This is a genomic window from Oryzihumus sp. (assembly GCF_054325275.1).
In genome coordinates, this window is the sequence record NZ_JBTCWL010000041.1 from 1 (window position 1) to 19,801 (window position 19,801).

Here is a 19,801-nt window from a genome sequence, read left to right on the forward strand (position 1 = left end):
GACCAGGTCGAGGTCGGCCCGGGTCAACGCGGTGATCTCGCCCCATCGCAGCGAGGCGAAGGTCTTGAGCAGGATGAACGCCTGCCACCGCTCCGGGACGAGATCGACGAGCTGGAAGACCTGCGGCAACGTCAGCACCGGGCGTTCGACGCTCTTCTGCTGCCCGGCGCCCTTGATCCGGCAGGGGTTGGCCGCGATCAACCGGTCCTCATCGACCGCGGTCGTCAGGATCGCCCGCAGCAGCCGGTAGGCCTTGGCGACCGAACCCTCAGAGACACCCTGGGCCATAACGTCTGGCCGCGCTCAGAGGTCTTCCTCACGTCCACCGTTCTTGCCTTGACGCCCCTGCACGTCGGGCGGACCGTGAGTAGGTACTCCCCGCGCGGAAGGGATCAGCCATGAGCGGTGAGCAGGTCCACGGCGGCTCCCGGCGTGGCTGCCGTCGCGCGGGCCGGCGTCACCTGTGGAGGTGAGGGCGGATGAGGGGTCTCAGCGAGTTCGTGCTGGCCCGCGCCACGGATGACGAGGAGCTGGCCCGGCAGTACGGCGATCCGGGCAGCCTGACCTCCGGGCTGGCCTGGGCGATGGACGTCAACCGGCCCGTGCTGGAAGTCGACCCCTCCCGGCTGGTCGCCGAATGCGAGGCCAAGCGGCGGATCGCGGCCGAGTTCGTCGACGCGGTGTCGAACTACGAGGGGAACGTCGGACCCGAGGGGGAGGTCACCCGCCTGACCTTCGTGCTCCGGGCCCTTGCCCTGCCGTATGCCGACCACCCGGACTACCAGCCGGAATGGCGCATCTGAGCCTGAGGCACGGGCCGCAGGCCTCGGGCGCCGAACCAGTGCCGCGGCGGCCCCACCCGGGCGACCCGACGTGCTACATCGTGGCGGTCTGTCCCGGACCACCGCTCGGGTACCGCGCGAGTCGGTCCTTCGGCCACGAACGGCTCTGGCCGCAGCCGCCCCCAAGGCATGTTGCTGTCAAGACGCAGTCCCACCGTGATGCACGAAGAAGGCCACCGCAGCGTCTGCCGAACCCGGTCGGGTGAGCACTATCTCTACGGTTTTAAACCGCCGGCTTCGCCGGCGGGGGTCCGCCCGGCGGGCGGCGCGTCGCGCCGTCCTCGGCCGTTCCACGCAGGGCAGCTGGGCGTGCCCGATACGTGCCCGATCCGATCGGAACAGGCAGGTCCTCACCGGTACTCACGGTCACTCGCGCACTGGCGCCGACGTGCAGCTTCACCGCGGCGAGCACGAGACCGAACCGCGCTGAGCGTGTTCCCAAGCTGACAGTGCGGGTTCGATTCCCGTCACCCGCTCCACGACAAAGCCCAGGTCAGAGGCGTTTCGCCCACGGCGTGGGCTTTTCTCATGCCCGTCCGTGCCCGTTGTCGGGCCACACACGGGCCACAGCCGCATCATGCCGAGTCCTCGGAGGAGGACCCGAAGTGCAGGGTCAGGCGGGGCGTTGATGGCATCGGCGATCGCGGCGTAGGCCTCGGGCGAGGCCGGCTGCCGGTGTGCCGCGGGTCGTGCAGATGCAGGGCCGGCACGCCGACAGCGGCCACGGCAGCGTGCCAGTCGACCGACTTCTCCAGCCACTGCGGCAAGGCCGCAGCCGTGGACTGGGTGCCGCGCGAAAGCGGCAAGCGGCGTTTCGGACCGCTCGGGCCATATAGTCGCTGCTCCGACGACTGGCGGGGGTGGCCACCACCGGGAGTGACGAGCGCAGCATCGACCGCCTAGGTGCTGCAAGCTTCCTCGGAGCGCGCCTTGCCACACCGGATCCTGCATCTGTCAGACACGCATGTCACCGCGAGCGGATTCGACGAGGACGGTGTCGACGCACTTGGGGCTCTCGATCAACTGCTCCACGACTGCCGCCACCTCACCAACCTCGACCTGGTCGTCGTGACCGGCGATATCGCCGATGACGGCTCGGCCGAGGGTTGTGCGCTCGTGCGCGACAGGGTCGGGCGCTTTGCCGGCTCGCGCGGCATCCCGCACCTCTATGCCACGGGCAACCACGACCGTAGACCTGGGTTCTCCTCTGCCCTCGGGACCGGGCACCTCGACGGGCACGGTGCCGATGTCGGTGTCCGACTCGATGGCCTCGACGACGAACGGGCGGCCGTCAGCAGTGTCGGCGGCCTGCGACTGATCACCCTCGACAGCCTGGTCCCGGGCGCGGCCCATGGGATTGTCAGCCGCGCCCAGCTCGACGCCCTGCGAGAGCTGCTGCGCGACCCCGCGCCGCATGGAACGGTGCTGGCACTGCATCATCCGCCGATCCACACCCCGACGGCACCGTGGATGCGGGAGGCCGGCCTGCACAACCGGGACGAGCTGGCGGCAGTGATCACAGGAACGGACGTCGTAGCCGTCTTGTGCGGACACTTCCACCTCCAGTTCAGCGGGCATCTCGGCGGCATACCCGTATGGGCGACACCAGGAGTCGTTAGCCGCATCGACCTCACGGCACCCCAGCACGTCATCCGAGCCGTGCAAGGTGCTGGTGCGACGGTCATCGACCTGGGCGGCCCGTTCTCGCCGTCGTTCCACGTCTTGCACGCACGTGACCCACAGGTCGGGGAGCAGGTGTACGTCGCCGACCCCGAGACCTGGCAGTTCACGACCGAGGACTGTGCGCCACCGGCGGCGCTCGAGCACGTGCGCCACTGAGGCGATTCCGCCTGCATGGGGACACCGAGTTAGCCGGTCCTCAGCACGAGGTTCGTGAGCGCTGGATGGGCATCCATGCATCGGAGCCGATCCGCCTGGCCAGAGCGGCACAGCTGCTCGCGAGCTCCTCATCGGGCACGTCCGTGACCACGTGCGGGACGTGGCTGGTCGAACGCCGCTCAGCCGTGGCCAGACCGCGTTCCGCGGTGCCGATCAGGTGTCCCATCAGGCTGCGCGCGTCGTACTCGGCGCACGGTGTGGGCAGACCCAGCTGTGCTGGTGGCGTCGAGGCCATGAGACCGGCAACCCAGCCGAGCGCGGCCAGACAGTCCTCTCGCTGCTGTACGAAGGTCACCCACCGACCCTGGCCACGGCGCCGGACACCGGACCGGGTTTCCTGCCCGGCCTGACACCGCAGCTGCCGGGCCTGCGACGAGTGCGGACAGACGCATCGCGTGGAACCATGCGAACGAAGGGGAGGCGACCATGGCTGACTACCCGCAGCTGCTGCACACGGCCATCGACACCACCAACGCCCGAGCCCTTGCCGAGTTCTACCGGCAGCTCCTCGGGCTGCGGTACCGGCCAGGCGATGAACCGCCCGCGGCGGGTGAGGTGGACGACGCCGACTGGCTGGTCCTCGTGGACGCGAACGGCGCCCGCAAGCTGGCGTTCCAGCAGGTCGAGCGCCTGGAGCGGACGACGTGGCCAGGCCATGACGTCCCGATGCAGATGCACCTCGACCTCACCGTCCCGAGCCGTGCGGAGCTGGAGCGGCAGCGGGAGCGGGCCGAGTCGCTCGGGGCGCAGCTGCTGCTGGACCGCACCGACGACCCGGGCGAGCCGTTGTACGTCCTTGCGGACCTCTCCGGCCACCCGTTCTGCATCTTCGTCGCCTGACCTCGCCGACCGTCAGGTTCGGATCAACACGGCGTCCGCGCTACACGGAAACCGTGGCGCTCCCGCCGCGCAGGGCGTTCAATGAGACGCAGTGCCGGCCGCAGCGCCAACGGGTGACCGACGTGGTGGCCCGTCGTCGTGACCGATCCACCGAGGGCCGCTGACCCGATCGCGGTGGGACGGGGTCAGCCCCGGCCGAAGAAGCCCTTGATCGCCCCGACGAGGCCGCCACCGCCGCCTCGCTCACACGTGCACTGCGCCGCCTTGGGCACACCCGCCATGACCTGGTCGACGTGCATGCCGCACCCGCGCCAGGTCGCCTTCCCACACTGCTTGCACACGGCCGGCTGGCACACGTGGCTCTCCTCTCGTCGGGAACGTGGAGCAACTATACCCCCAGGGGTATGCCGTGCCCTCACCTCCACAGTCACGCTCGCCTAGGCTCGGGCGCATGGAGGAGCAGCTGAGCAACCCCACCGGTGTGTGGGTCCGACCCGAGAACCCTTGTGGCACAGGCGTGCTCGTCCTGGCCGGCTCCAGCGGGCGGGTCGACGCCGACCGGTCCCGCCTGCTGGCCTCCCACGGCGCCAGCGCGATGTCGATCCAGTGGTTCGGTGGCGACGGACAACAGCCCGGGCCGTGGGAGGTGCCGCTGGAGACGTTCACGGCTGCCCTCGACCGGCTCGCGGGCGAGTGCGACCGGCTCGCGGTCGTCGGGCTCTCGTTCGGGGCCGAGGCGGCCCTGCTCACCGCCGCCCACGACGCCCGGGTCGAGGCCGTCGTCGCGTTCGCCCCTAGCCCGGTGGTGTGGGCGGGGGTTGCCCCGGACGGCCCCGACGGGCAGCCGCGGCAGACCTCGCACTGGACGCGGCACGGCATACCGCTGCCGTTCGTGGCCTTCCTGGAGTCCTGGGAGCCGGACACCACGCCGCCGGCCTTCCGCGGGCTCTACGAGGCCAGCCTCACCGCGGATCCGGAGCGGACGGAGGCGGCAGCGATCCCGGTCGAGCGCATCACCGGGGAGGTCGTGCTCGTCGGCGGCGAGGACGACCAGGTCTGGCCCGGGGCGGACTTCGCCCGCAGCATCGCCGCCCGGCGCGAGGCGCACGGGCTGGCCACGACGGTCGTCACGCACCCGCACGCGGGGCACCGGACCATGCTGCCCGGGGAGTCCGCGGTCGGCGCGGGGCAGGCGATGGCCCGCGGCGGCACGCCCGCCGCGGACGCGGAGCTGGGGGCGCTCGCCTGGCCGCACGTGAGCCGGGCCCTGCGCCTGACCACCGACTGAGGAGGGACCAAGGCCACGGGAGGGGGGCCGGGCCGACCGCTGAACTGGTCGGGTGAGCACCGACCTCCAGCCCGAGCCGGTGGACATCCACGACGACCGGCCCCCCGCCTCACCCGGCCCGGTGCCGACGTCACCGGCCTCGGCACCGGCCCCCGAACCGGCACCCGCACCGAAGCAGCACCCGGTGCGCCGGCGGGTGTCCGTCCTGGTCGTGGTGAGCTCGCTGGTCGCCGGCGGCGTCAGCGGCGGCGTCGTGGCCTGGCTCGTCGGGGGCGACGGCACGCGCACGAGTGCCCAGGCGGGCACCCGCTTCGGTGGGGACGCGATGACCGGGCTGGCCGACGTCGCCGCGCGCATCCGCGGCTCGGTCGTGGCCCTGAACGTCTCCACCACGGTCCCTGACGGCGTCGGCGGCACGATGACGCACAAGGTGGCCGGCACCGGCTTTGCCTTCGACCGCTCCGGCGACATCGCCACCAACGCCCACGTCGTCTCCGGCGCCCGCTCGGTCTCGGTCACGCTGCCCAACGGCTCGCGCGTCGCCGCCACCGTGGTCGCCTCGGACCCGGACGCGGACCTGGCGGTCGTGCGAATGCAGGGCGCCTCCCTCCCTCCGCTCGGCCTGGCCACCGACCTGCACCCGCGCGTCGGCGACTTCGTCATCGCCGCCGGCAACGCCCTGGCCCTGGAGGGGACCCCGACGGTGACCGTCGGCATCATCTCCGCCCTCGGACGCACCGTCTCGTTCAGCAACGGCACGACCCTGAGCCACCTGCTGCAGACGGACGCGGCGATCAGTTCGGGCGACTCCGGCGGGCCGCTGCTCTCGGCCTCCGGCGCGGTCATCGGCATCACCACCGCGGGCGCGTCGAGCTCGGACGAGGCCCTGGCGCAGAACATCGGCTTCGGCATCCCCATCGCGCGCGCCGCGCCGATCCTGCACCGCCTGGCCACCTCCACCTCGGACTAGGACACCCGCGTCTCCCCTCGAGCGGCCGTCACGGCCAGCTCCTCCAGGGCACCGACGAGGGGGTGCGCGGCCCGGGTCGGCAGGACGAGTAGCAGCGACACCGGCGGCGCATCACCGATCGTCACGTAGCGCACGCCGGGGTGCGGCTGCTCCCGCGCGGACTCGGGCAGCACCCCGACGCCCCGGCCGGCGGCGACCATGGCGATCCACTCGTCGTAGGTCCGGCATGTGACCGCCACCTCCGGACGGGCCGAGGCCGGCCACATCGTCGGGCCGACGGTGCCGCTGACCGCGTTGACCACCAGCGGGTGGTCGGCCAGCTCGGCCCAGTGCAGCCGCCGGCGACGGGCCAGGGGATGGTCGCGGGAGACCGCCGCGACCCGCGACTGCGTGCCGAGCTCCACCACGCGCAGGGACTCGCTGCGACGCACCGTGCCGAAGACGATGGCGGCGTCGGTCTGACCGCTGAGCACCCCACCGGAGCGGTCGTCCCGGCGGACCAGGTCGATCCGGCCACCCGCGGTCCGTTCGAACCCGGTCAGCAGCCGGCGGACGAGCTCGGCCGGCAGCAGCCACGTGAACCCCAGCCGCAGCGTGGGGTGGGCGCTGACCGAGCGGACCGCCGCGTCGAGGCGGGGCAGGATCTGGGCCAGCTCGGCACTGAGCCGCTCGCCCGACTCGGTCAGCGCGACGCTGCGCGTGGTCCGCTCCACCAGCCGGACCCCCAGCGCCCGCTCCAGCCGGGCCAGGGACCGGGTCAGCGTCGGCTGGCTGACCCGCCGGCTGGCCGCGGCCCGGGAGAAGTGCGGGTCCTCGACCAGCGCCATGAACAGCCTCAGGTCGCGCAGCTCGACATCCATGCACCAAGTGTATGAATCCCGGCTCACCTGCATTTCTCTCGCGGCCCGGCGCTGCCTACCGTCGGGGAGGTAGATGGCCGGACGGCACCACAGCGCGAGGACCGCCACGGTCGACCCACGGATCGCGCGTTGGGACACCATCACCAGTGCGAAGCCAGGACGTTCTCCAGGCCACATCAACCCCGCTCGGCGGCGCGGCATACCCTGCCGGCCCCTACCGGTTCAGCCGGCGGGAGTACCTCAACATCACCTAGCGCACCGACCTCGACGCGATGCGCGCCGTGGTGCCGGAGCCGCTCGAGGTCGACGACCGCTCGTGCGCTTCGAGGTCATCCGGATGCCGGACAGCTCCGGGCTGGGCGACTACACCGAGTCCGGCCAGGTGCTGCGGGTCCGGCACGAGGGCGACGAGGGGGACTTCATCCACTCCATGTACCTCGACAACGCCCCGGCCATCGCCCTCGGCCGGGAAGGCAGCGCCTACCCCAAGAAGCTGGGCCGCCCGAGCCTGTTCACCGACTCCGACACCCTCGTCGGGGCGCTGGACTACGGCAGCCTGCGCGTTGTCGGGATGGGGCTGCACCACCCCGACCTCACCATCCCGCTGGCCGTGAGCAGCCTCTACGCCTCGGCCAACGACCGCCCCACCCGACGCCGCGCCGCCTGCGCCACATCCTCGTGCCAGCCCTCGGCACGCCCATGGCGATGGTCCTGCTGCCGGCGCTCGTCGCCGCCGTGGCCGGCGCCATCAGCACGGTCGGCCCCGAGCGCCTCGGCGGCCGGGCTGCAGCTGCTCACCATGAGCGCACTCGGCCAGGGCATGCCCGCCCACGGACGCGGGTGGCTGCCCGCACCGCTGCTGGTCTGCGGCGCCCTCCCGGTCCTGCACTTCACCGGCGGCTCCGCGGTATGCCGTGCCCTCACCGCCCGCAGGCGGCGAACGGCGGCGCCCGACCCGGCCGTCCGGCATACCGCCATGCGGTCCCGGCGGCGCTGTTCGCTCCCCGGCCCGGCACGGCGTGGCTCTGCGTCGCCCTCGTGGTGGCGGCGACACTCGTGCCCGTCGCGGCCGCCCGCAGCTACGCGGCGCTGACGGCGGTGGGCCCCATGGTGTTCATCCTGCTGCGGCTCAGCGGGATAGCAGCGCGTTCATCGTCGGGTAGTCCGCGGCCCCAGCGAGCTCGGTGTAGGTGCCCGCCCCGAGCAGCTCTGCCGCCGCCCGCCGGACGTGCCCGTAGGCCGCCAGGGCGATCGCGGACCCGGCCGACGCCCGCGCCACCCCGAGGTCGGCCAGCTCGGGAATGGTGGGTGAGCCGGGGCCCACGAGGATGTTCACCGGTGCCGGGATCCGGGCGACCAGCCCTTCGATGACGCCCCGGTCCTTGATGCCCGGGACGAAGATGCCCGAGGCACCGGCCTCGAGGTAGGCCTCGGCGCGGCGGACGGTCTCGTCGAGCCGGCCTTCGGTCTCACCGACGGCGCGCCAGTAGGTGTCGGTGCGGGCGTTGACGAACAACCCGGCGCCGGCCTCCTGTCGCAGGGCCGCGATCCGTGCAGCCTGCTCCGCGACCGGGCGCAGGCCGCCGGCCAGCCCGTCCTCGACGTTGACCCCCACCGCACCGGCGTCGAGGACCGCACGGACGTTGCGCGCGAGCCCGTCCAGGTCCTGCGCGTAGCCGGCCTCGAGGTCGGTCGTGACCGGCACGTCGACGGCGTCCACGACCCGCCGGGTGAGGTCCAGGATGCGCTCGAGGCCCAGGTGCTCACCGTCGGCGACACCCCACGACCACGACAGCCCGGCGCTCGTGGTGGCCACCGCCGACGCCCCGGCCTCCTCGACCAGGCGAGCCGAGGCGACGTCCCAGGCGTTGGGCAGGACCAGGATCGGGCCCCGGTGCAGCTGGTGGAACCGCTCGGCGGCGCTGGGCGCGGGTCCCGCGGAGGTCGTCATGTCGCCAGCCAACCACCCCACCGGCGCGATGTCCGGCGGAAACCGGACCTCGCCGCCGCCGCGGCTCAGCCGGGCCCCGTCAGCCGCGCAGGGCCAGCCACTCCTGCAGCTCGACCAGGTTGCCCTCGGGGTCCCTCAGGTGCGCCACCCTCATCCGCTCACCCATCGGGGCCGGGCCGTGGGCGAGGGTCCCTCCCCGCGCCTGCACCTGCTCGACCTGGGCGTCGAGGTCATCCACCCGCAGGACGATGAGGCCGCGGTGGCCGCTGACCGGGTGACCCAGCTCGTCGAACACGCTCGCCATCGCAGAGCGCTGCTGGAGCGCGACACCGGCAGTCCCGGTCGCCGGGGTGAGCTTGGCGTAGGGCCCGTCCTCGGCCGGGAACTGCGGGGTCAGCCCGAGCACGTCGCGGTAGAACCGGTAGCAGGGCCCGAAGTCGTCGACGAGCACGCGCACCTGGGTGAGCTCCATGGCGCCGACCTCAGGGGGTCAGCGGCTTGCGCATCACCCAGCGGGGCTGCCCGCCGCTTCGCCCGGTGGTCGGCGCGACGCGCTCGAAACGGGCCTTCTCGAAGAGCTCGACGGTGCCGACGTAGCCGGAGATGACGTCAACACGGTCGCCCCCGGTCTCGACCGGGTAGCCCTCGACCACCTCGGCGCCGTGGCTCCTCGCCTGCTCGACGGCACCAGCCAGCAGGTGGTGCATCAAGCCGTGCCCGCGGTATCCCGACCGGACGACGAAGCAGACGGCCACCCAGGCGTCGCGGTCGTCCAGGATCGGGATGGTGCGCGAGCCGAGCAGGCGCCGGTAGCTCGCTCTGGGGGCAACCGAGCACCACCCGGCCACGATGTCGTCGACGTAGACCAGCACGCCGGGGCCCGGCTCGGTCGCGCACTCCGCGCGCATGTAGTCCGGCCGTTCGTCCGGCGCGACGCGGCTGTCCCGGTAGGCCATGCACCAGCAGCCGCGCGCCCCAGGGCGCGCCGGGCCGACCACGGTGGCGAAGTCCTCGAAGCGACCCGCCGCCGGCCTGACGTCGATGTCCGGCGCGTGGTCGAGCGGGAAGCGCGGCTTCGGCGTCATTCGGGTATGCCCGGGTCCTCGGCGCCCGCGCGCTCGTCCCGGTCCGCCCACTCCAGCAGCGGGCTGATGTCGAAGACGGCGTCGTCGATGCCGGCGTGCAGGTCCCCCAGCCGGGCGAACCGCTCGGGCACGGTCGCGATCGTGCAGTCCTCGGGCAGGACGTCGTCGACCTCGTCCCAACGGATCGGCGTGGAGACCCGGGCGTCCGGCAGGCCGCGCACCGAGTAGGCGGCGGCGATGGTGTGGTCGCGGGCGTTCTGGTTGTAGTCGACGAACAGCGTCGAGGGGTCACGGTCTCGCCGCCACCACGTGGTGGTCACCTCGTCCGGCGCCCGCCGCTCCACCTCCCGGGCGAAGGCGAGCGCCGCCCTGCGTACGTCCTTGAACCCGTGCTCCGGCTTGATCCGCACGTAGATGTGCATTCCCTTGCCGCCGGAGGTCTTCGGCCAGCCGGTCGCCCCCAGCTCGTCGAGCACCTCGTGCGCGACATGGGCGACGCGACGCACCGTGTCGAACCCGCACTCCGGCATGGGGTCCAGGTCGATGCGCCACTCGTCCGGCTTCTCGGTGTCGGCCCGCCGGGAGTTCCACGGGTGGAACTCGACGGTCGACATCTGCACGGCCCAGATCACGCTGGCCAGCTCGGTGACGCACAGCTCGTGCACGTCGCGGTGGTAGCGCGGGAAGTGGACGCTCACGGTCTGGACCCACGGCGGCGCACCCTGCGGCAGCCGCTTCTGGTGGACCTTCTCCCCCGACACCCCCTCGGGGAAGCGGTGGAGCATGCACGGGCGCTCGCGAAGCGCCCGCACGATGCCGTCGCCGACCGCGAGGTAGTAGTTGACGAGGTCGAGCTTGGTCTCCCCGCGCGCAGGGAAGTAGACGCGCTGCGGGTTCGAGATCCGGACCGTCTTGTCGCCGACCTCGACCTCGACCGCGGGGCTCTTGCCGTCAGCGGCTGCCATGGCGCCAACCTAGACGCCCGGCTGCCCGACCGCCCGTCACTCGCCGAGATGGGGTGCGAAGGCCGCGGATAGCTCGGGCAGTGTGGGGCGGTCACCCGGCGCCTGCTCGAGGCAGGCGTCCACGGCGGCGGCGACGGGTGCGGGCAGCCGTCGCACGCTGCGCACCCGGGGAGCTCGCGCAGTGACCGGCAGCCCGTCCTCGTCACCGTCGTAGGGGTTGCTCCCGGTGGCGCCGAGGTGCAGCAGCAGCCCCAGGCCCCACACGTCGGAGGCAGAGGTGAGCTCCGCGCCGGCCAGCTGCTCCGGCGAGGCCCAGGTCCGAGTGCCGAGGCCGGGCCAGTACGTGCCCGGGGGCCGAGCGATGGAGAAGTCGAGCAGCTTGGCGATCCCGTTGTCGCACACCACGTTCGACGGCTTGACGTCCAGGTGCAGGAATCCCAGCGAGTGCAGGTAGCGCAGCGCCGAGGACAGGTGGTCGGTCAGCAGGGCGAGGTCAGGCAGGGACAGCCTGCCCAGGTCGTCCATCAGCGCCGCGAACGTCGCGCCGGTGAGCACCTCCAGAACCAGCCGTGGCGCCGTGCCCTCCGGCCGCAACAGCTCGTATCCGCGGACCATGTGCGGGTGCGTCAGCCGCGCCAGCACGTCCCACTCGTGCTCCAGCGACGCCAGCGTCCCGGGGTCGTTGGCGAGCTCCGGGCGCGGGGTCTTGACCAGGACGCGACAGAAGCGGGTCGTGTCGCGGGCCTCGTAGACGTCGAGGTCGCGGCCACGCCTGATGTGCTGGAGGACCTCGAGCGAGGGCGCCAGCGACTCCCCGACGCCCAGCGGAGGCGGGGCCGTCCCCACCTCCGACGAGACCGGGCTTTCCTCCGCCGTCACGAAGTCCATTCGAGTCCTCCCCCGGGTCGGTGCCGCCCCCGTGGCAGCCGCCCCGCGTCCTGCGTGACCGGCAGGTGCCCTGTCGGCCTTCGCCGACGCTAGTCAGCCTGCAGGCGCACGAAATCACCCAGATCGGATGATCCGGACGCCCGCATCCGTCCTGGCGCGGCGCCCGCGTCAGGAGGAGTGCAGGCCGTGCTCGCGCAGCAGCTGCGCCAGAGCATCGGCAGAGGTGCGCGCGAGGGCGCCGCCGGTGAACCGCTCGTCGCCGGTCACCTCGGCCAGGACGTCGAGACCGAGCTCGTCCGGCCGCTCGCCGTCCGCGCCGAGGTCGAGCTCGGCCGTGACCAGGCCACGCAGGTGACCCTCGAAGACGTCCACCGCCCAGCGGTGCCCACCCAGCAGGACGATGTGCCGCGTCTTGGCCAGCTCGTCCGCCGTGAGGACGAGGAGGGTGTCGTATTCCGACCGGCGCAGGTACATCGTCGTGTGCGCCACCGTGCGCGGGCCGCCGTCGACCCGGACCTTCTGCCCCAGCTTCAGCACCACCGGCCGGCCTTGCTCCTCCACCCGGCGCAGCCGCAGCCCGGTCTCGGGCAGGTAGCGGTCGGTGATCCGCCAGGTCCGCTCGACCGGGAGCGACCGGGGAGGGCTGGGCAGCAGGAATCGCAGCTCCCGCTCGAGGTGGGCGTACTTCAGCGACGGGGTGTCCGGCACGGGTCCATCATCCCGGCCGGCGCGGCTGCTCCTCGCAGATGACGAGGGGGATCTCGCGGGGCGCGTGCTCCTGGTAGCGGGCGTACCCGGCATACCGCTGGACCACCCGCGGCCAGAGCACGTCCCGCTCCTGCGGGGTGGCCGTCCGGGCCAGCATCGGCCGGACCTGCGCGCCGCGCTGCACGGTGACGTGCGGGTCGGCGCACAGGTTGAGGTACCAGTCAGGGTGGCGGGGCGCCCCGCCGTTGGAGGCCACCAGCACGAGGCGGTCGCCGTCGGGCAGGCAGCCCAGCGGGGTGGTGCGCGTGCGGCCGCTGCGCCGGCCGGTGGTCGTCAGCAGGACGTTCTCGACCGGGCCCATGTGTGAGCCGATGCGGCCGTGGCTGGCGCGATAGATGCGGGTGTGCAGCCCGGTGAAGAACCGCTGCCCGGCCCGCATCACCCCAGCCAATGCCGCACCGCCCGCTCCTCCGCCCGGCCGAGGGCCACGGGGTAGGCCTCCTCCGCCGCGCCGGCGAGCTGCTGCTCGGCCGACCACAGCGCCCCGCACACGAACCCCTCCGGGCCACCGGCCCCAGGAGCCGACATCAGCTCGAGGAGCACCTGCTGCGCGTGCGCGCTGTCCTGCCGCTCCCCCAGGACCTCCTGGACAGACTCCATCCGCGCAGCCAGGTCCGCCGCAGGCGCCCCGAGCGCCGGGGCACACAGCTCCGCTGCGTAGCGGGCCCGCTTGGCCGCCTTGCGCACGTCGTGCAGCCGGTGGGCGCGCGACCCCTCCGACCCGGCCACGTCGACCCGGCGCGCGGCACGGTCCATCCGCCGGCAGGCCCGGCGCACCAGCCCGGGCAGCGCCAGCGCCGCAGCCCGCAGGCCGCTCCCCGGTGGTGACGCGGGCGAGGCCGCCGCCACCAGCGCGGCCACCAGGTCCGCATGCCGGTCGCCGGCCTGCGCCTGCCGTAGCGCCGCGACGGCCACGCGGCGCCGCTGCCCCAGCTCACCTTCCAGCCAGGCGACCGCGTCGGCGGCGACCACGTCGGCCAGCTCGGCGAGCAGCGGCTGCCACCGCAGGTGCAGGACCTGGACGTCGCGGACCGCGCCGACCACACCGCCCCACCAGCGCAGCTCCGCCAGCAGCGGCTCCGGGTCGCTCGTGGCGAGCACCTCGGCGAACGTCGCGAGCGTGCACCGGGCGCGACGTGCCGCCACCCGGGCGTCGTGAACGGCCGCCGGGTCGCCCTTCATCAACGCCGGCCCGGCGTGACGCAGCACCGCCACCTGCCGGTCCAGGTAGTCACCGACCACCGCGACGGCAGCCGGCTCCTCGTCCCGGAGCGCGGTCACGCCCGGACGACCGACTCTCGCAGCCACACGGCATACCCCTCGCTGGCCCGCGCGACGGGCACGGCGAGCACCTCGGGGGTGTCGTAGGAGTGCAGCTCGACGACGCGCGCCGCGAGGCGGTCGAACAGCTCATCCGTCGTCTTGGCCAGCAGGAGCAGCTCGGCGGAACGCTCGACCAGACCCTCCCACCGGTAGACCGAGGTGATGCCCGGCACGACCTGCACGCACGCCGCGAGCCCCTCGGCCACCAGCGCAGCGGCGATCCGGTCGGCCTCGCCCGGCGCGCCGACGGTCACCCTCACCTCGAGCAGCTGGCTCACCTGCCCACCGTATGCCGCCCCGTCGCGGGCCGTCGTGACGAAGGGCCTTGCCGGGGCCGGTCCAGCGCCACGTGGACGGCGACGAGGGTGGCGACGACCAGGCCGACGAGCAGCGTCATGACGCCGACGTCGGGGCCGGGCGCGGCGAGCAGCAGCAGGACGACGGCGGCCGACGCCGAGCGCACAGCCACCACCGGCGTGCGGAAGGACCACGCGTGCAGCGCCCCCAGGACGAGCAGGTATGCCGCGACGGCGCCAGCCAGCGCCAGGTCGGCTTCGCGGGTGGGGACGTCGGCCTCGTGCCGCGCCACGTCGGCGGCCACGCCCACCGCGGCACCGACCGCGGCGACCGAGCCGAACACGAGGTAGTGCGCGTAGCCCCAGACGAAGGCCGAACGGGTCGACAGGCGCAGCGTGTCCTCCACGGAGCGCTTGAAGTACAGCCACCACATGCCGAAGACGGTCAGCAGGCCGCCGACGGCGACCAGCAGCAGCGAGGCCGACAGGCCGTGCGCCTCGGTGAGGACCTGGACGGAGGTGGTGGAGGCCAGGATGACCTCGCCGAGGACGATGAGGGTGAACAGCCCGTAGCGCTCGGCGATGTGCCCGGGGTGCCACGGCGTGCGGCCGCCGGTCCGCTCGGCAAAGACCGGCACCAGCACCTCCAGCACCACGAGGACCGGGAACGCCACGAGACCCCACGGCGCGGGCAGCAGCAGGCGACCGAGCCACAAGGCCTGGCCGATCGCGATACCGGCGACGTAGAGCCGGCCGGTGCGCCGGCGCTCGGGGTGGTCACGGCTCACCCGCAGCCACTGCACCACCAGCGGCACCCGCATGACGGTGTAGCCGAGGGTGACGAGCAGGAAGTCGCGGCGGTCGAACGCCGCTGGCACGCCGGCGGCCAGGACGAGGACGCCGGCCATCTGCACCAGGGTGAGCAGCCGGTAGGCCACGTCGTCGGTGTCGTAGGCCGAGGCGAACCAGGTGAAGTTCATCCACGCCCACCAGATCGCGAAGAACACCATCGCGTAGCCGGCCAGCGCCGCACCCGCGTGCCCCGCGGCCAGGCCGTGGTGCAACCGGGCCGCCGCGGCGGCGACGGCGACCACGAAGCACAGGTCGAACAGCAGCTCCAGCGGCGTGGAGGCCCGGTGCTCCTCGCCGGTGTCCCGGCCGGTCATCGGCCGCCGCCACGGGACCGCACCCACGCCGCTCATGGCGTCAGCGGAAGGCGTCGATACCGGTGAGCGCCTTGCCGATCGCGAGGGTGTGGATCTCCTCGGTCCCCTCGTAGGTCAGCACCGACTCGAGGTTGTTGGCGTGCCGGATCACGGGGTACTCCAGCGAGATGCCGTTGGCGCCGAGGATGGTCCGGGCGGTGCGGGCGATGTCGATCGCGAGGCGCACGTTGTTCAGCTTGCCGATACTGACCTGCTCGGGCGTGATCTCATGCCGCTCCTTCAGGCCGGCGAGGTGGTGCGCCAGCAGCGAACCGGTGCCGATCCGCACCGCCATCTCGGTCAGCTTGGCCTGGGTCAGCTGGAACCCGGCGATGGGCTGGCCGAACTGCTGGCGGGTCCCGGCGTAGTCCAGCGCCGACTCGAAGCACGCCCGGGCCGCGCCGAGGGCGCCCCAGATGATGCCGAAGCGCGCCTCGGTCAGGCACGACAGCGGCCCCTTGAGCCCGCGCACCCCGGGCAGCACCGCGTCGGCCCGCAGCCGCACCCCGTCCAGCACGAGCTCGCCGGTCAGCGACGCGCGCAGCGACATCTTGTGCTTGATCTCGTGGGCGGAGAAGCCTGCCGTGGCCGTCGGCACGACGAAGCCGCGCACCCCGGCCGGGTTGTCGTCGTCGGCCTCGGCCTGGGCCCAGACCACGGCGATGTCGGCGACCGGGCCGTTGGTGATCCACATCTTGCGCCCGGTCAGCACCCAGTCGGTGCCGTCGCGCCGGGCCCGGGTCTGCATGTCGCCGGGGTCGGAGCCGCGGTCGGGCTCGGTCAGCCCGAAGCAGCCCACCGCCTCCCCGGCCGCCATCCGCGGCAGCCACTGCTGCTTCTGCTCCTCCGAGCCGTAGGCCCAGATGGGGTACATCGCCAGCGACCCCTGCACGGAGACGAAGCTGCGGATCCCCGAGTCGCCCGCCTCCAGCTCGCGGCAGGCCACGCCGTATGACGTGGCGCTGGTCCCGGCGCAGCCGTACCCCGTCAGGTGCATGCCCAGAAGGCCGAGGCTGCCCAGCTCGGGGAACAGCTCCCGGGGCATCGTGGCGTCCTCGAACCACTGGCCCACATCCGGCAGCACCCGCTTGGCGACGAAGGCGCGCGTGGTGTCGCGCACCGCGCGCGCCTCCTCGTCGAGCAGGGCGTCCGTGGCCAGCAGGTCCAGCGGGTCGGGGGTGCGGCGTCCGGAGGGGCTCATGGCCTCAGGCTAGGCCCGGATCGAGGCCTTCGCCGTGCCCGTGGTCGCGGGCGCCCGGCCGCCGCGCTGGAACAGCCAGCCCACGACGCCGACGTAGCCGACCCAGACCAGCACCTGCTCGATCGAGGGGCGCGGGTCCCAGCCGAACATCGCGGCCAGGAAGCGGCCGACCTCGCTGTCCTGCGTCAGCCAGTGCACGGCGGTCAGGTCGTAGACGTTGTTGAGGACGATGCCCAGGTCGCCGGTGGACTGCAGGAACATCACGGCGCGGGCGAGCAGCCCGGCGGCGAAGATCACCAGCACCCATGCGGTGACGGCGAAGAACTGCTTCATCGGCAGCCGCTTGCCGCCGACCACCACCATCCAGCCGAGCACGCCGGCGACGACGAGGCCGACGATGCCACCGACCAGCACGTTCTCACCGCTCTCCTGGGTGGCGGTGGCGATGAGGAACAGCGTGGCCTCGAAGCCCTCGCGCAGCACCGCCAGGAACGCGGCCGCGACGACGGCGACCTTGACGTTGCCGCGGGCGTCGATCGCGTGGTCCATGCTGCCCTCGAGCTCGCCCTTCATGGCGCGCGAGTGCTTGCGCATCCAGAAGATCATCCAGGTGAGCACGCCGGCCGCGAGGAGCATGGTCGCCGCGAAGGCCCGCTGCCGGGCGACGCCGACGAGCTCGTCCATGCCCAGGTGCACCGCCACGCCCAGCGCCAGCACCACGACGAACGCCGCACCGATCCCGGCCCACAACGGGCCGAGCAGCTCGGCGCGCCCAGTGCGGCGCAGGTAGGAGTAGAGGATCGCGATGACCAGGGCGGCCTCGAAACCCTCCCGCAGCATGATCAGGAACGACGCGAGCATGGGGTGACCTCGACTCGTGGTGGGTGGTCAGTTGCCGGTGGTCGGCGCGGACGTCTCCGACGACGTCGAGCCCGACCCCGAGCCGCTGCCGGAGCCGCTGCCGGAGCCGCCGTCACGGGTGCTCGCGCCGGAGTCGCTGCAGCCGGCGACGGCGAGGGTCAGCGCGGTGGCGAGCGCAAGGGTGGCGGTGGCGAGCTTGCGGGTCATGCGTGGGTTCCCTTCGGGGACGGGGACAGCGCGGGGGCGGGGTCGCCCACGCGGTGGGTATGCCGGGTGGCACCGCGGGTGGCCCGGACCGCCACGGCGGCCGAGGCCAGCAGCAGCACGACCCACGCCAGGTGGCCGGCCATGAAGTGGCTGCTGCGGTAGTCCGGGGTGACCCGGGCCAGGAGCTGGTAGACCGGGGAGGGCGCCGTCCAGAAGTCGGTGACCCAGGTGAGCCGACCGGCGAGACCGGCCGCCAGCAACACGGCCAGGTTGACCACGCCGCCGAGCGAGAGGGCCGCGACGGGGACCGCGACCGCACGCGGCAACCGCTGCAGCGCCAGCAGCACGACCACCACGAGCAGGGGCAGCACGACCACGACCTGGCGGCCGGGGGACCAGAACCCGTGCATGGTCAGGGCCACCCACGTGGCGGTGGCCCAGCCGGCGCCGAGCGGAGCGAGCAGCAGCCAACGCTCCGGGAGCCGCCCGCGCACCGCGACGACGGCGACCGCGGCGACGGCCACGACGAGCGCGGGCTGCCACGGCACGAGGCCGAACGTGTTGTCCACCAGCAGGCCGGTCAGCCGCAGGCTCCGGCCCACGTAGTCGGGGTGAACCCCGACCACGCTGAGCTGCCCGGTGGCCTGGAACTGGTCCCCGGTGGCATAGGGGGTCGCCCCGCCGTAGAGGGCGAGGTGGCCCAGCAGGTAGCCGGCCGCCGAGCCGGCCAGTGCCAGGGCCGACCACAGCAGGTGGCGACCCGGGACGCGACGGCGGGTCACGGCAAACGCACCGAGGGCCAAGGCTGCCGCCACGGCGGCGTACTTGAGCCCGAGCCACGGCAGGGCGCTGACGGCCAGCACCAGCGCGAGCAGGTGGCGGGGCCGGATGACCTGGGCGGACGCGGCGGCCACGGCCACCAGGGTGGCGAGCGCCGCGGGGACCTCGGGGTAGACCTGCTGGGCGTAGATCCCCAGTGGTGGCGAGGCGAACGCGACCGCGGCCGCGACGCCGGCGACCCGCTGGTCGACCCCGAACCGCCGGACGGCCACCCACGCCAGGAGCGCGGCCGTGGCCGCCGCCATGAGGACCATGGCGACCTTGGCCCCGACCCAGCCGAACGCACCCATGGGCACGGCGAGCAGCACCGGCAGCAGCGGGTCGTGCGGGGAGACGGCGCGGCCTCCGGGCAGGGGCTGGGTCTGGACGGGCAGCTCGGCCTGGTGGAAGGCGGTCCAGCGCCGGGCCGCCAGCTCGTCGGAGATGTCGAGGTTGCCGTCCTCGGCCAGCGACAGGGCGGACAGGAGGTACTGCGGCTCGTCGACGGCCGCCTGCCCGCCGTGGGTCGCACGCACCCCCATCCCGAGCAGGCCGACGACGAGCGTGACCAGCACGGGCAGCAGGAGCCAGCGGCGGGCCATCAGCCGGCCTGCGCGAGGTCGAGCCGCGGGGCGACGGCCCGCGCGACGGCGTCGCGCAGGTCGGTCCGCGGGGTCCAGCCGAGCAGGGACTGCAGCCGCGTGGTGTCCGCCCAGGTGTCGCGCACCTCGCGGGCGGCCGCAGCCTCGACCTGCACGTGCGCGCGGGCACCGAGCGCATCCTCGAGGGCGCCGACCATCTCGGCCAGGGAGCGCGGGGCGCCGGTGCCGAGGTTGACCGTGCCGGTGGCGCCGGAGCGGGCGAGCCCGGTCAGGGCACGGGCGGCCTCCCGGACGCACGTCAGGTCGCGGGTCCGCTCGGGCGAGCCGAACACGCGGACCGGCTCGGCACGCTGGATCGCCTCCGCCCAGGTCGTCAGCGCCATGTCGGCGCGCTGCCCCTCCCCGACGACGGTGAAGGGCCGGACCACGAGGACGTGGCCGCGGGCGGCTCGCTGCGCGCAGACCTGCTCGACCGCCACCTTGCTGCGGGCGTAGCCGCCGCGGGGGCGCAGCGTGTCGGCCTCGCGGCTGGCCCGGTGGTCGGCCCCGCCGTAGACCGAGGACGAGGACGTGACGACCAGCGGCGTCGCGGCCGGGGTGAGCGCGCAGACCGCCGCGGTGGCCTCGACGTTGTCCCGGCGGCGACGGGCCTCGATGCCTGGCCGGTCGTCGCGCACCCCCGAGCACCCGGCGAGATGGAGCACGGCGTCGGCCGTGGCGAGCAGCTCGCGCAGCGGGCCGGGGTCGCCGGCCAGGTCGATGAGGTGGTGCTCGGTGCCGTCGAGGCCGGACCCGAGCGGGTGCCGGTCGACGGTGACGACGTGCTGGCCCTCCGCCTGCAGCTGCCGGACGACCGCGGCGCCGACGAAGCCGGACGCCCCGGTGACGACGAGTGCCACGGTGTCTCCTCGGGGGCGGACGGGGCGTCCCC

The 19,801-nt window shown here is 73.5% G+C and carries 23 protein-coding genes and 1 pseudogene; 6 read left to right on the top strand and 18 right to left on the bottom strand.

Features of this window, described 5'->3' with window-relative positions:
- Positions 1-288 (bottom strand): annotated as a pseudogene (locus ACXVGS_RS11745) (hypothetical protein); the annotation flags it as partial.
- A gap of 191 nt (positions 289-479) precedes the next feature.
- Between ACXVGS_RS11745 and ACXVGS_RS11750 the strand changes: the two are divergent.
- Together ACXVGS_RS11750 and ACXVGS_RS11755 are read left to right on the top strand one after the other, a co-directional pair.
- Positions 480-803 (top strand): DUF6221 family protein, encoded by a 324-nt coding sequence (locus ACXVGS_RS11750; protein ID WP_458529077.1) that lies wholly within the window; start codon positions 480-482, stop codon positions 801-803.
- Positions 804-1,745: 942 nt separating this feature from the next.
- The gene (locus ACXVGS_RS11755) at positions 1,746-2,681 is read left to right on the top strand and encodes a metallophosphoesterase family protein (RefSeq protein ID WP_458529076.1); all 936 of its coding nucleotides are present in this window, start codon (positions 1,746-1,748) and stop codon (positions 2,679-2,681) included.
- A gap of 40 nt (positions 2,682-2,721) precedes the next feature.
- Here the strand turns inward: ACXVGS_RS11755 and ACXVGS_RS11760 are convergent, their stop codons facing one another.
- Positions 2,722-3,036 (bottom strand): maleylpyruvate isomerase N-terminal domain-containing protein, encoded by a 315-nt coding sequence (locus tag ACXVGS_RS11760; RefSeq protein WP_458531976.1) that lies wholly within the window; start codon positions 3,034-3,036, stop codon positions 2,722-2,724.
- Between the two features lie 131 nt (positions 3,037-3,167).
- Here ACXVGS_RS11760 and ACXVGS_RS11765 point away from each other — a divergent pair, with 131 nt between their 5' ends.
- From ACXVGS_RS11765 to ACXVGS_RS11775, 3 genes are all read left to right on the top strand, one after another.
- Complete coding sequence (locus ACXVGS_RS11765; protein ID WP_458529074.1) at positions 3,168-3,581, top strand: VOC family protein; 414 nt, start codon at positions 3,168-3,170, stop codon at positions 3,579-3,581.
- Positions 3,582-4,032: 451 nt separating this feature from the next.
- On the top strand, positions 4,033-4,869 hold the full coding sequence (locus ACXVGS_RS11770; RefSeq protein WP_458536978.1) for an acyl-CoA thioester hydrolase/BAAT C-terminal domain-containing protein: 837 nt from the start codon (positions 4,033-4,035) through the stop codon (positions 4,867-4,869).
- Positions 4,870-4,921: 52 nt separating this feature from the next.
- Positions 4,922-5,839 carry a S1C family serine protease gene (locus ACXVGS_RS11775; RefSeq protein ID WP_458529072.1) on the top strand — a complete coding sequence of 306 codons (918 nt, stop codon included), beginning with the start codon at positions 4,922-4,924 and terminating at the stop codon, positions 5,837-5,839.
- Here the strand turns inward: ACXVGS_RS11775 and ACXVGS_RS11780 are convergent.
- A complete protein-coding gene (locus ACXVGS_RS11780) occupies positions 5,836-6,699 on the bottom strand; it encodes a LysR family transcriptional regulator (RefSeq protein ID WP_458529071.1) in 864 nt (287 codons plus the stop codon). The genes ACXVGS_RS11775 and ACXVGS_RS11780 overlap by 4 nt on opposite strands.
- Before the next feature lie 316 nt (positions 6,700-7,015).
- On the opposite strand from ACXVGS_RS11780, the gene ACXVGS_RS11785 reads away from it, so the two are divergent.
- Complete coding sequence (locus ACXVGS_RS11785; protein ID WP_458533761.1) at positions 7,016-7,792, top strand: acetoacetate decarboxylase family protein; 777 nt, start codon at positions 7,016-7,018, stop codon at positions 7,790-7,792.
- Positions 7,793-7,828: 36 nt separating this feature from the next.
- Here the strand turns inward: ACXVGS_RS11785 and ACXVGS_RS11790 are convergent, their stop codons facing one another.
- From ACXVGS_RS11790 to ACXVGS_RS11860, 15 genes are all read right to left on the bottom strand, one after another.
- Positions 7,829-8,650: an isocitrate lyase/PEP mutase family protein gene (locus ACXVGS_RS11790; protein WP_458529069.1), complete on the bottom strand. Its 822-nt coding sequence runs from the start codon at positions 8,648-8,650 to the stop codon at positions 7,829-7,831.
- A gap of 79 nt (positions 8,651-8,729) precedes the next feature.
- Positions 8,730-9,122 carry a VOC family protein gene (locus ACXVGS_RS11795; protein WP_458531980.1) on the bottom strand — a complete coding sequence of 131 codons (393 nt, stop codon included), beginning with the start codon at positions 9,120-9,122 and terminating at the stop codon, positions 8,730-8,732.
- Between the two features lie 10 nt (positions 9,123-9,132).
- The gene (locus ACXVGS_RS11800; RefSeq protein ID WP_458531981.1) at positions 9,133-9,735 is read right to left on the bottom strand and encodes an N-acetyltransferase family protein; all 603 of its coding nucleotides are present in this window, start codon (positions 9,733-9,735) and stop codon (positions 9,133-9,135) included.
- Positions 9,732-10,700, bottom strand: a complete 969-nt coding sequence (ligD, locus tag ACXVGS_RS11805) for a non-homologous end-joining DNA ligase (RefSeq protein ID WP_458536111.1) — start codon at positions 10,698-10,700, stop codon at positions 9,732-9,734. Before ligD ends, ACXVGS_RS11800 begins: the two co-directional genes overlap by 4 nt.
- Positions 10,701-10,736: 36 nt before the next feature.
- Positions 10,737-11,588 carry a protein kinase domain-containing protein gene (locus tag ACXVGS_RS11810; RefSeq protein ID WP_458529066.1) on the bottom strand — a complete coding sequence of 284 codons (852 nt, stop codon included), beginning with the start codon at positions 11,586-11,588 and terminating at the stop codon, positions 10,737-10,739.
- Positions 11,589-11,756: 168 nt separating this feature from the next.
- Positions 11,757-12,296, bottom strand: a complete 540-nt coding sequence (locus ACXVGS_RS11815; RefSeq protein WP_458529065.1) for a hypothetical protein — start codon at positions 12,294-12,296, stop codon at positions 11,757-11,759.
- Between the two features lie 7 nt (positions 12,297-12,303).
- Positions 12,304-12,735: a nitroreductase family deazaflavin-dependent oxidoreductase gene (locus ACXVGS_RS11820; RefSeq protein WP_458529064.1), complete on the bottom strand. Its 432-nt coding sequence runs from the start codon at positions 12,733-12,735 to the stop codon at positions 12,304-12,306.
- Positions 12,735-13,637 carry a CHAD domain-containing protein gene (locus ACXVGS_RS11825; protein ID WP_458531982.1) on the bottom strand — a complete coding sequence of 301 codons (903 nt, stop codon included), beginning with the start codon at positions 13,635-13,637 and terminating at the stop codon, positions 12,735-12,737. The genes ACXVGS_RS11820 and ACXVGS_RS11825 overlap by 1 nt, the downstream gene beginning before the upstream one ends.
- A complete protein-coding gene (gene cutA / locus ACXVGS_RS11830; RefSeq protein WP_458531983.1) occupies positions 13,634-13,957 on the bottom strand; it encodes a divalent-cation tolerance protein CutA in 324 nt (107 codons plus the stop codon). Before cutA ends, ACXVGS_RS11825 begins: the two co-directional genes overlap by 4 nt.
- On the bottom strand, positions 13,954-15,177 hold the full coding sequence (locus tag ACXVGS_RS11835; RefSeq protein WP_458529061.1) for a low temperature requirement protein A: 1,224 nt from the start codon (positions 15,175-15,177) through the stop codon (positions 13,954-13,956). The genes cutA and ACXVGS_RS11835 overlap by 4 nt, the downstream gene beginning before the upstream one ends.
- 4 nt (positions 15,178-15,181) lie before the next feature.
- Complete coding sequence (locus ACXVGS_RS11840) at positions 15,182-16,381, bottom strand: acyl-CoA dehydrogenase family protein (protein ID WP_458529060.1); 1,200 nt, start codon at positions 16,379-16,381, stop codon at positions 15,182-15,184.
- A gap of 9 nt (positions 16,382-16,390) precedes the next feature.
- The gene (locus ACXVGS_RS11845; RefSeq protein ID WP_458529059.1) at positions 16,391-17,242 is read right to left on the bottom strand and encodes an FTR1 family iron permease; all 852 of its coding nucleotides are present in this window, start codon (positions 17,240-17,242) and stop codon (positions 16,391-16,393) included.
- A 27-nt stretch (positions 17,243-17,269) separates the two neighbouring features.
- Positions 17,270-17,449 (bottom strand): hypothetical protein, encoded by a 180-nt coding sequence (locus ACXVGS_RS11850; RefSeq protein WP_458529058.1) that lies wholly within the window; start codon positions 17,447-17,449, stop codon positions 17,270-17,272.
- Positions 17,446-18,870 (bottom strand): hypothetical protein, encoded by a 1,425-nt coding sequence (locus tag ACXVGS_RS11855; protein ID WP_458536979.1) that lies wholly within the window; start codon positions 18,868-18,870, stop codon positions 17,446-17,448. The genes ACXVGS_RS11850 and ACXVGS_RS11855 overlap by 4 nt, the downstream gene beginning before the upstream one ends.
- Positions 18,870-19,769, bottom strand: a complete 900-nt coding sequence (locus tag ACXVGS_RS11860) for an NAD-dependent epimerase/dehydratase family protein (RefSeq protein ID WP_458536980.1) — start codon at positions 19,767-19,769, stop codon at positions 18,870-18,872. Before ACXVGS_RS11860 ends, ACXVGS_RS11855 begins: the two co-directional genes overlap by 1 nt.
- Positions 19,770-19,801 lie beyond the last annotated feature (32 nt).

What these genes read in the sequence shown, in the direction of transcription:
- ACXVGS_RS11750 (WP_458529077.1), top strand. Translation starts at nt 480, where the DNA reads ATGAGGGGTCTCAGCGAGTTCGTGCTGGCCCGCGCCACGGATGACGAG.
- ACXVGS_RS11765 (WP_458529074.1), top strand. Translation starts at nt 3,168, where the DNA reads ATGGCTGACTACCCGCAGCTGCTGCACACGGCCATCGACACCACCAAC.
- ACXVGS_RS11770 (WP_458536978.1), top strand. Translation starts at nt 4,033, where the DNA reads ATGGAGGAGCAGCTGAGCAACCCCACCGGTGTGTGGGTCCGACCCGAG.
- ACXVGS_RS11780 (WP_458529071.1), bottom strand. Translation starts at nt 6,699, where the DNA reads ATGGATGTCGAGCTGCGCGACCTGAGGCTGTTCATGGCGCTGGTCGAG.
- ACXVGS_RS11790 (WP_458529069.1), bottom strand. Translation starts at nt 8,650, where the DNA reads ATGACGACCTCCGCGGGACCCGCGCCCAGCGCCGCCGAGCGGTTCCAC.
- ACXVGS_RS11795 (WP_458531980.1), bottom strand. Translation starts at nt 9,122, where the DNA reads ATGGAGCTCACCCAGGTGCGCGTGCTCGTCGACGACTTCGGGCCCTGC.
- ACXVGS_RS11800 (WP_458531981.1), bottom strand. Translation starts at nt 9,735, where the DNA reads ATGACGCCGAAGCCGCGCTTCCCGCTCGACCACGCGCCGGACATCGAC.
- ligD (WP_458536111.1), bottom strand. Translation starts at nt 10,700, where the DNA reads ATGGCAGCCGCTGACGGCAAGAGCCCCGCGGTCGAGGTCGAGGTCGGC.
- ACXVGS_RS11810 (WP_458529066.1), bottom strand. Translation starts at nt 11,588, where the DNA reads ATGGACTTCGTGACGGCGGAGGAAAGCCCGGTCTCGTCGGAGGTGGGG.
- ACXVGS_RS11820 (WP_458529064.1), bottom strand. Translation starts at nt 12,735, where the DNA reads ATGCGGGCCGGGCAGCGGTTCTTCACCGGGCTGCACACCCGCATCTAT.
- ACXVGS_RS11835 (WP_458529061.1), bottom strand. Translation starts at nt 15,177, where the DNA reads ATGAGCGGCGTGGGTGCGGTCCCGTGGCGGCGGCCGATGACCGGCCGG.
- ACXVGS_RS11840 (WP_458529060.1), bottom strand. Translation starts at nt 16,381, where the DNA reads ATGAGCCCCTCCGGACGCCGCACCCCCGACCCGCTGGACCTGCTGGCC.
- ACXVGS_RS11845 (WP_458529059.1), bottom strand. Translation starts at nt 17,242, where the DNA reads ATGCTCGCGTCGTTCCTGATCATGCTGCGGGAGGGTTTCGAGGCCGCC.
- ACXVGS_RS11850 (WP_458529058.1), bottom strand. Translation starts at nt 17,449, where the DNA reads ATGACCCGCAAGCTCGCCACCGCCACCCTTGCGCTCGCCACCGCGCTG.
- ACXVGS_RS11855 (WP_458536979.1), bottom strand. Translation starts at nt 18,870, where the DNA reads ATGGCCCGCCGCTGGCTCCTGCTGCCCGTGCTGGTCACGCTCGTCGTC.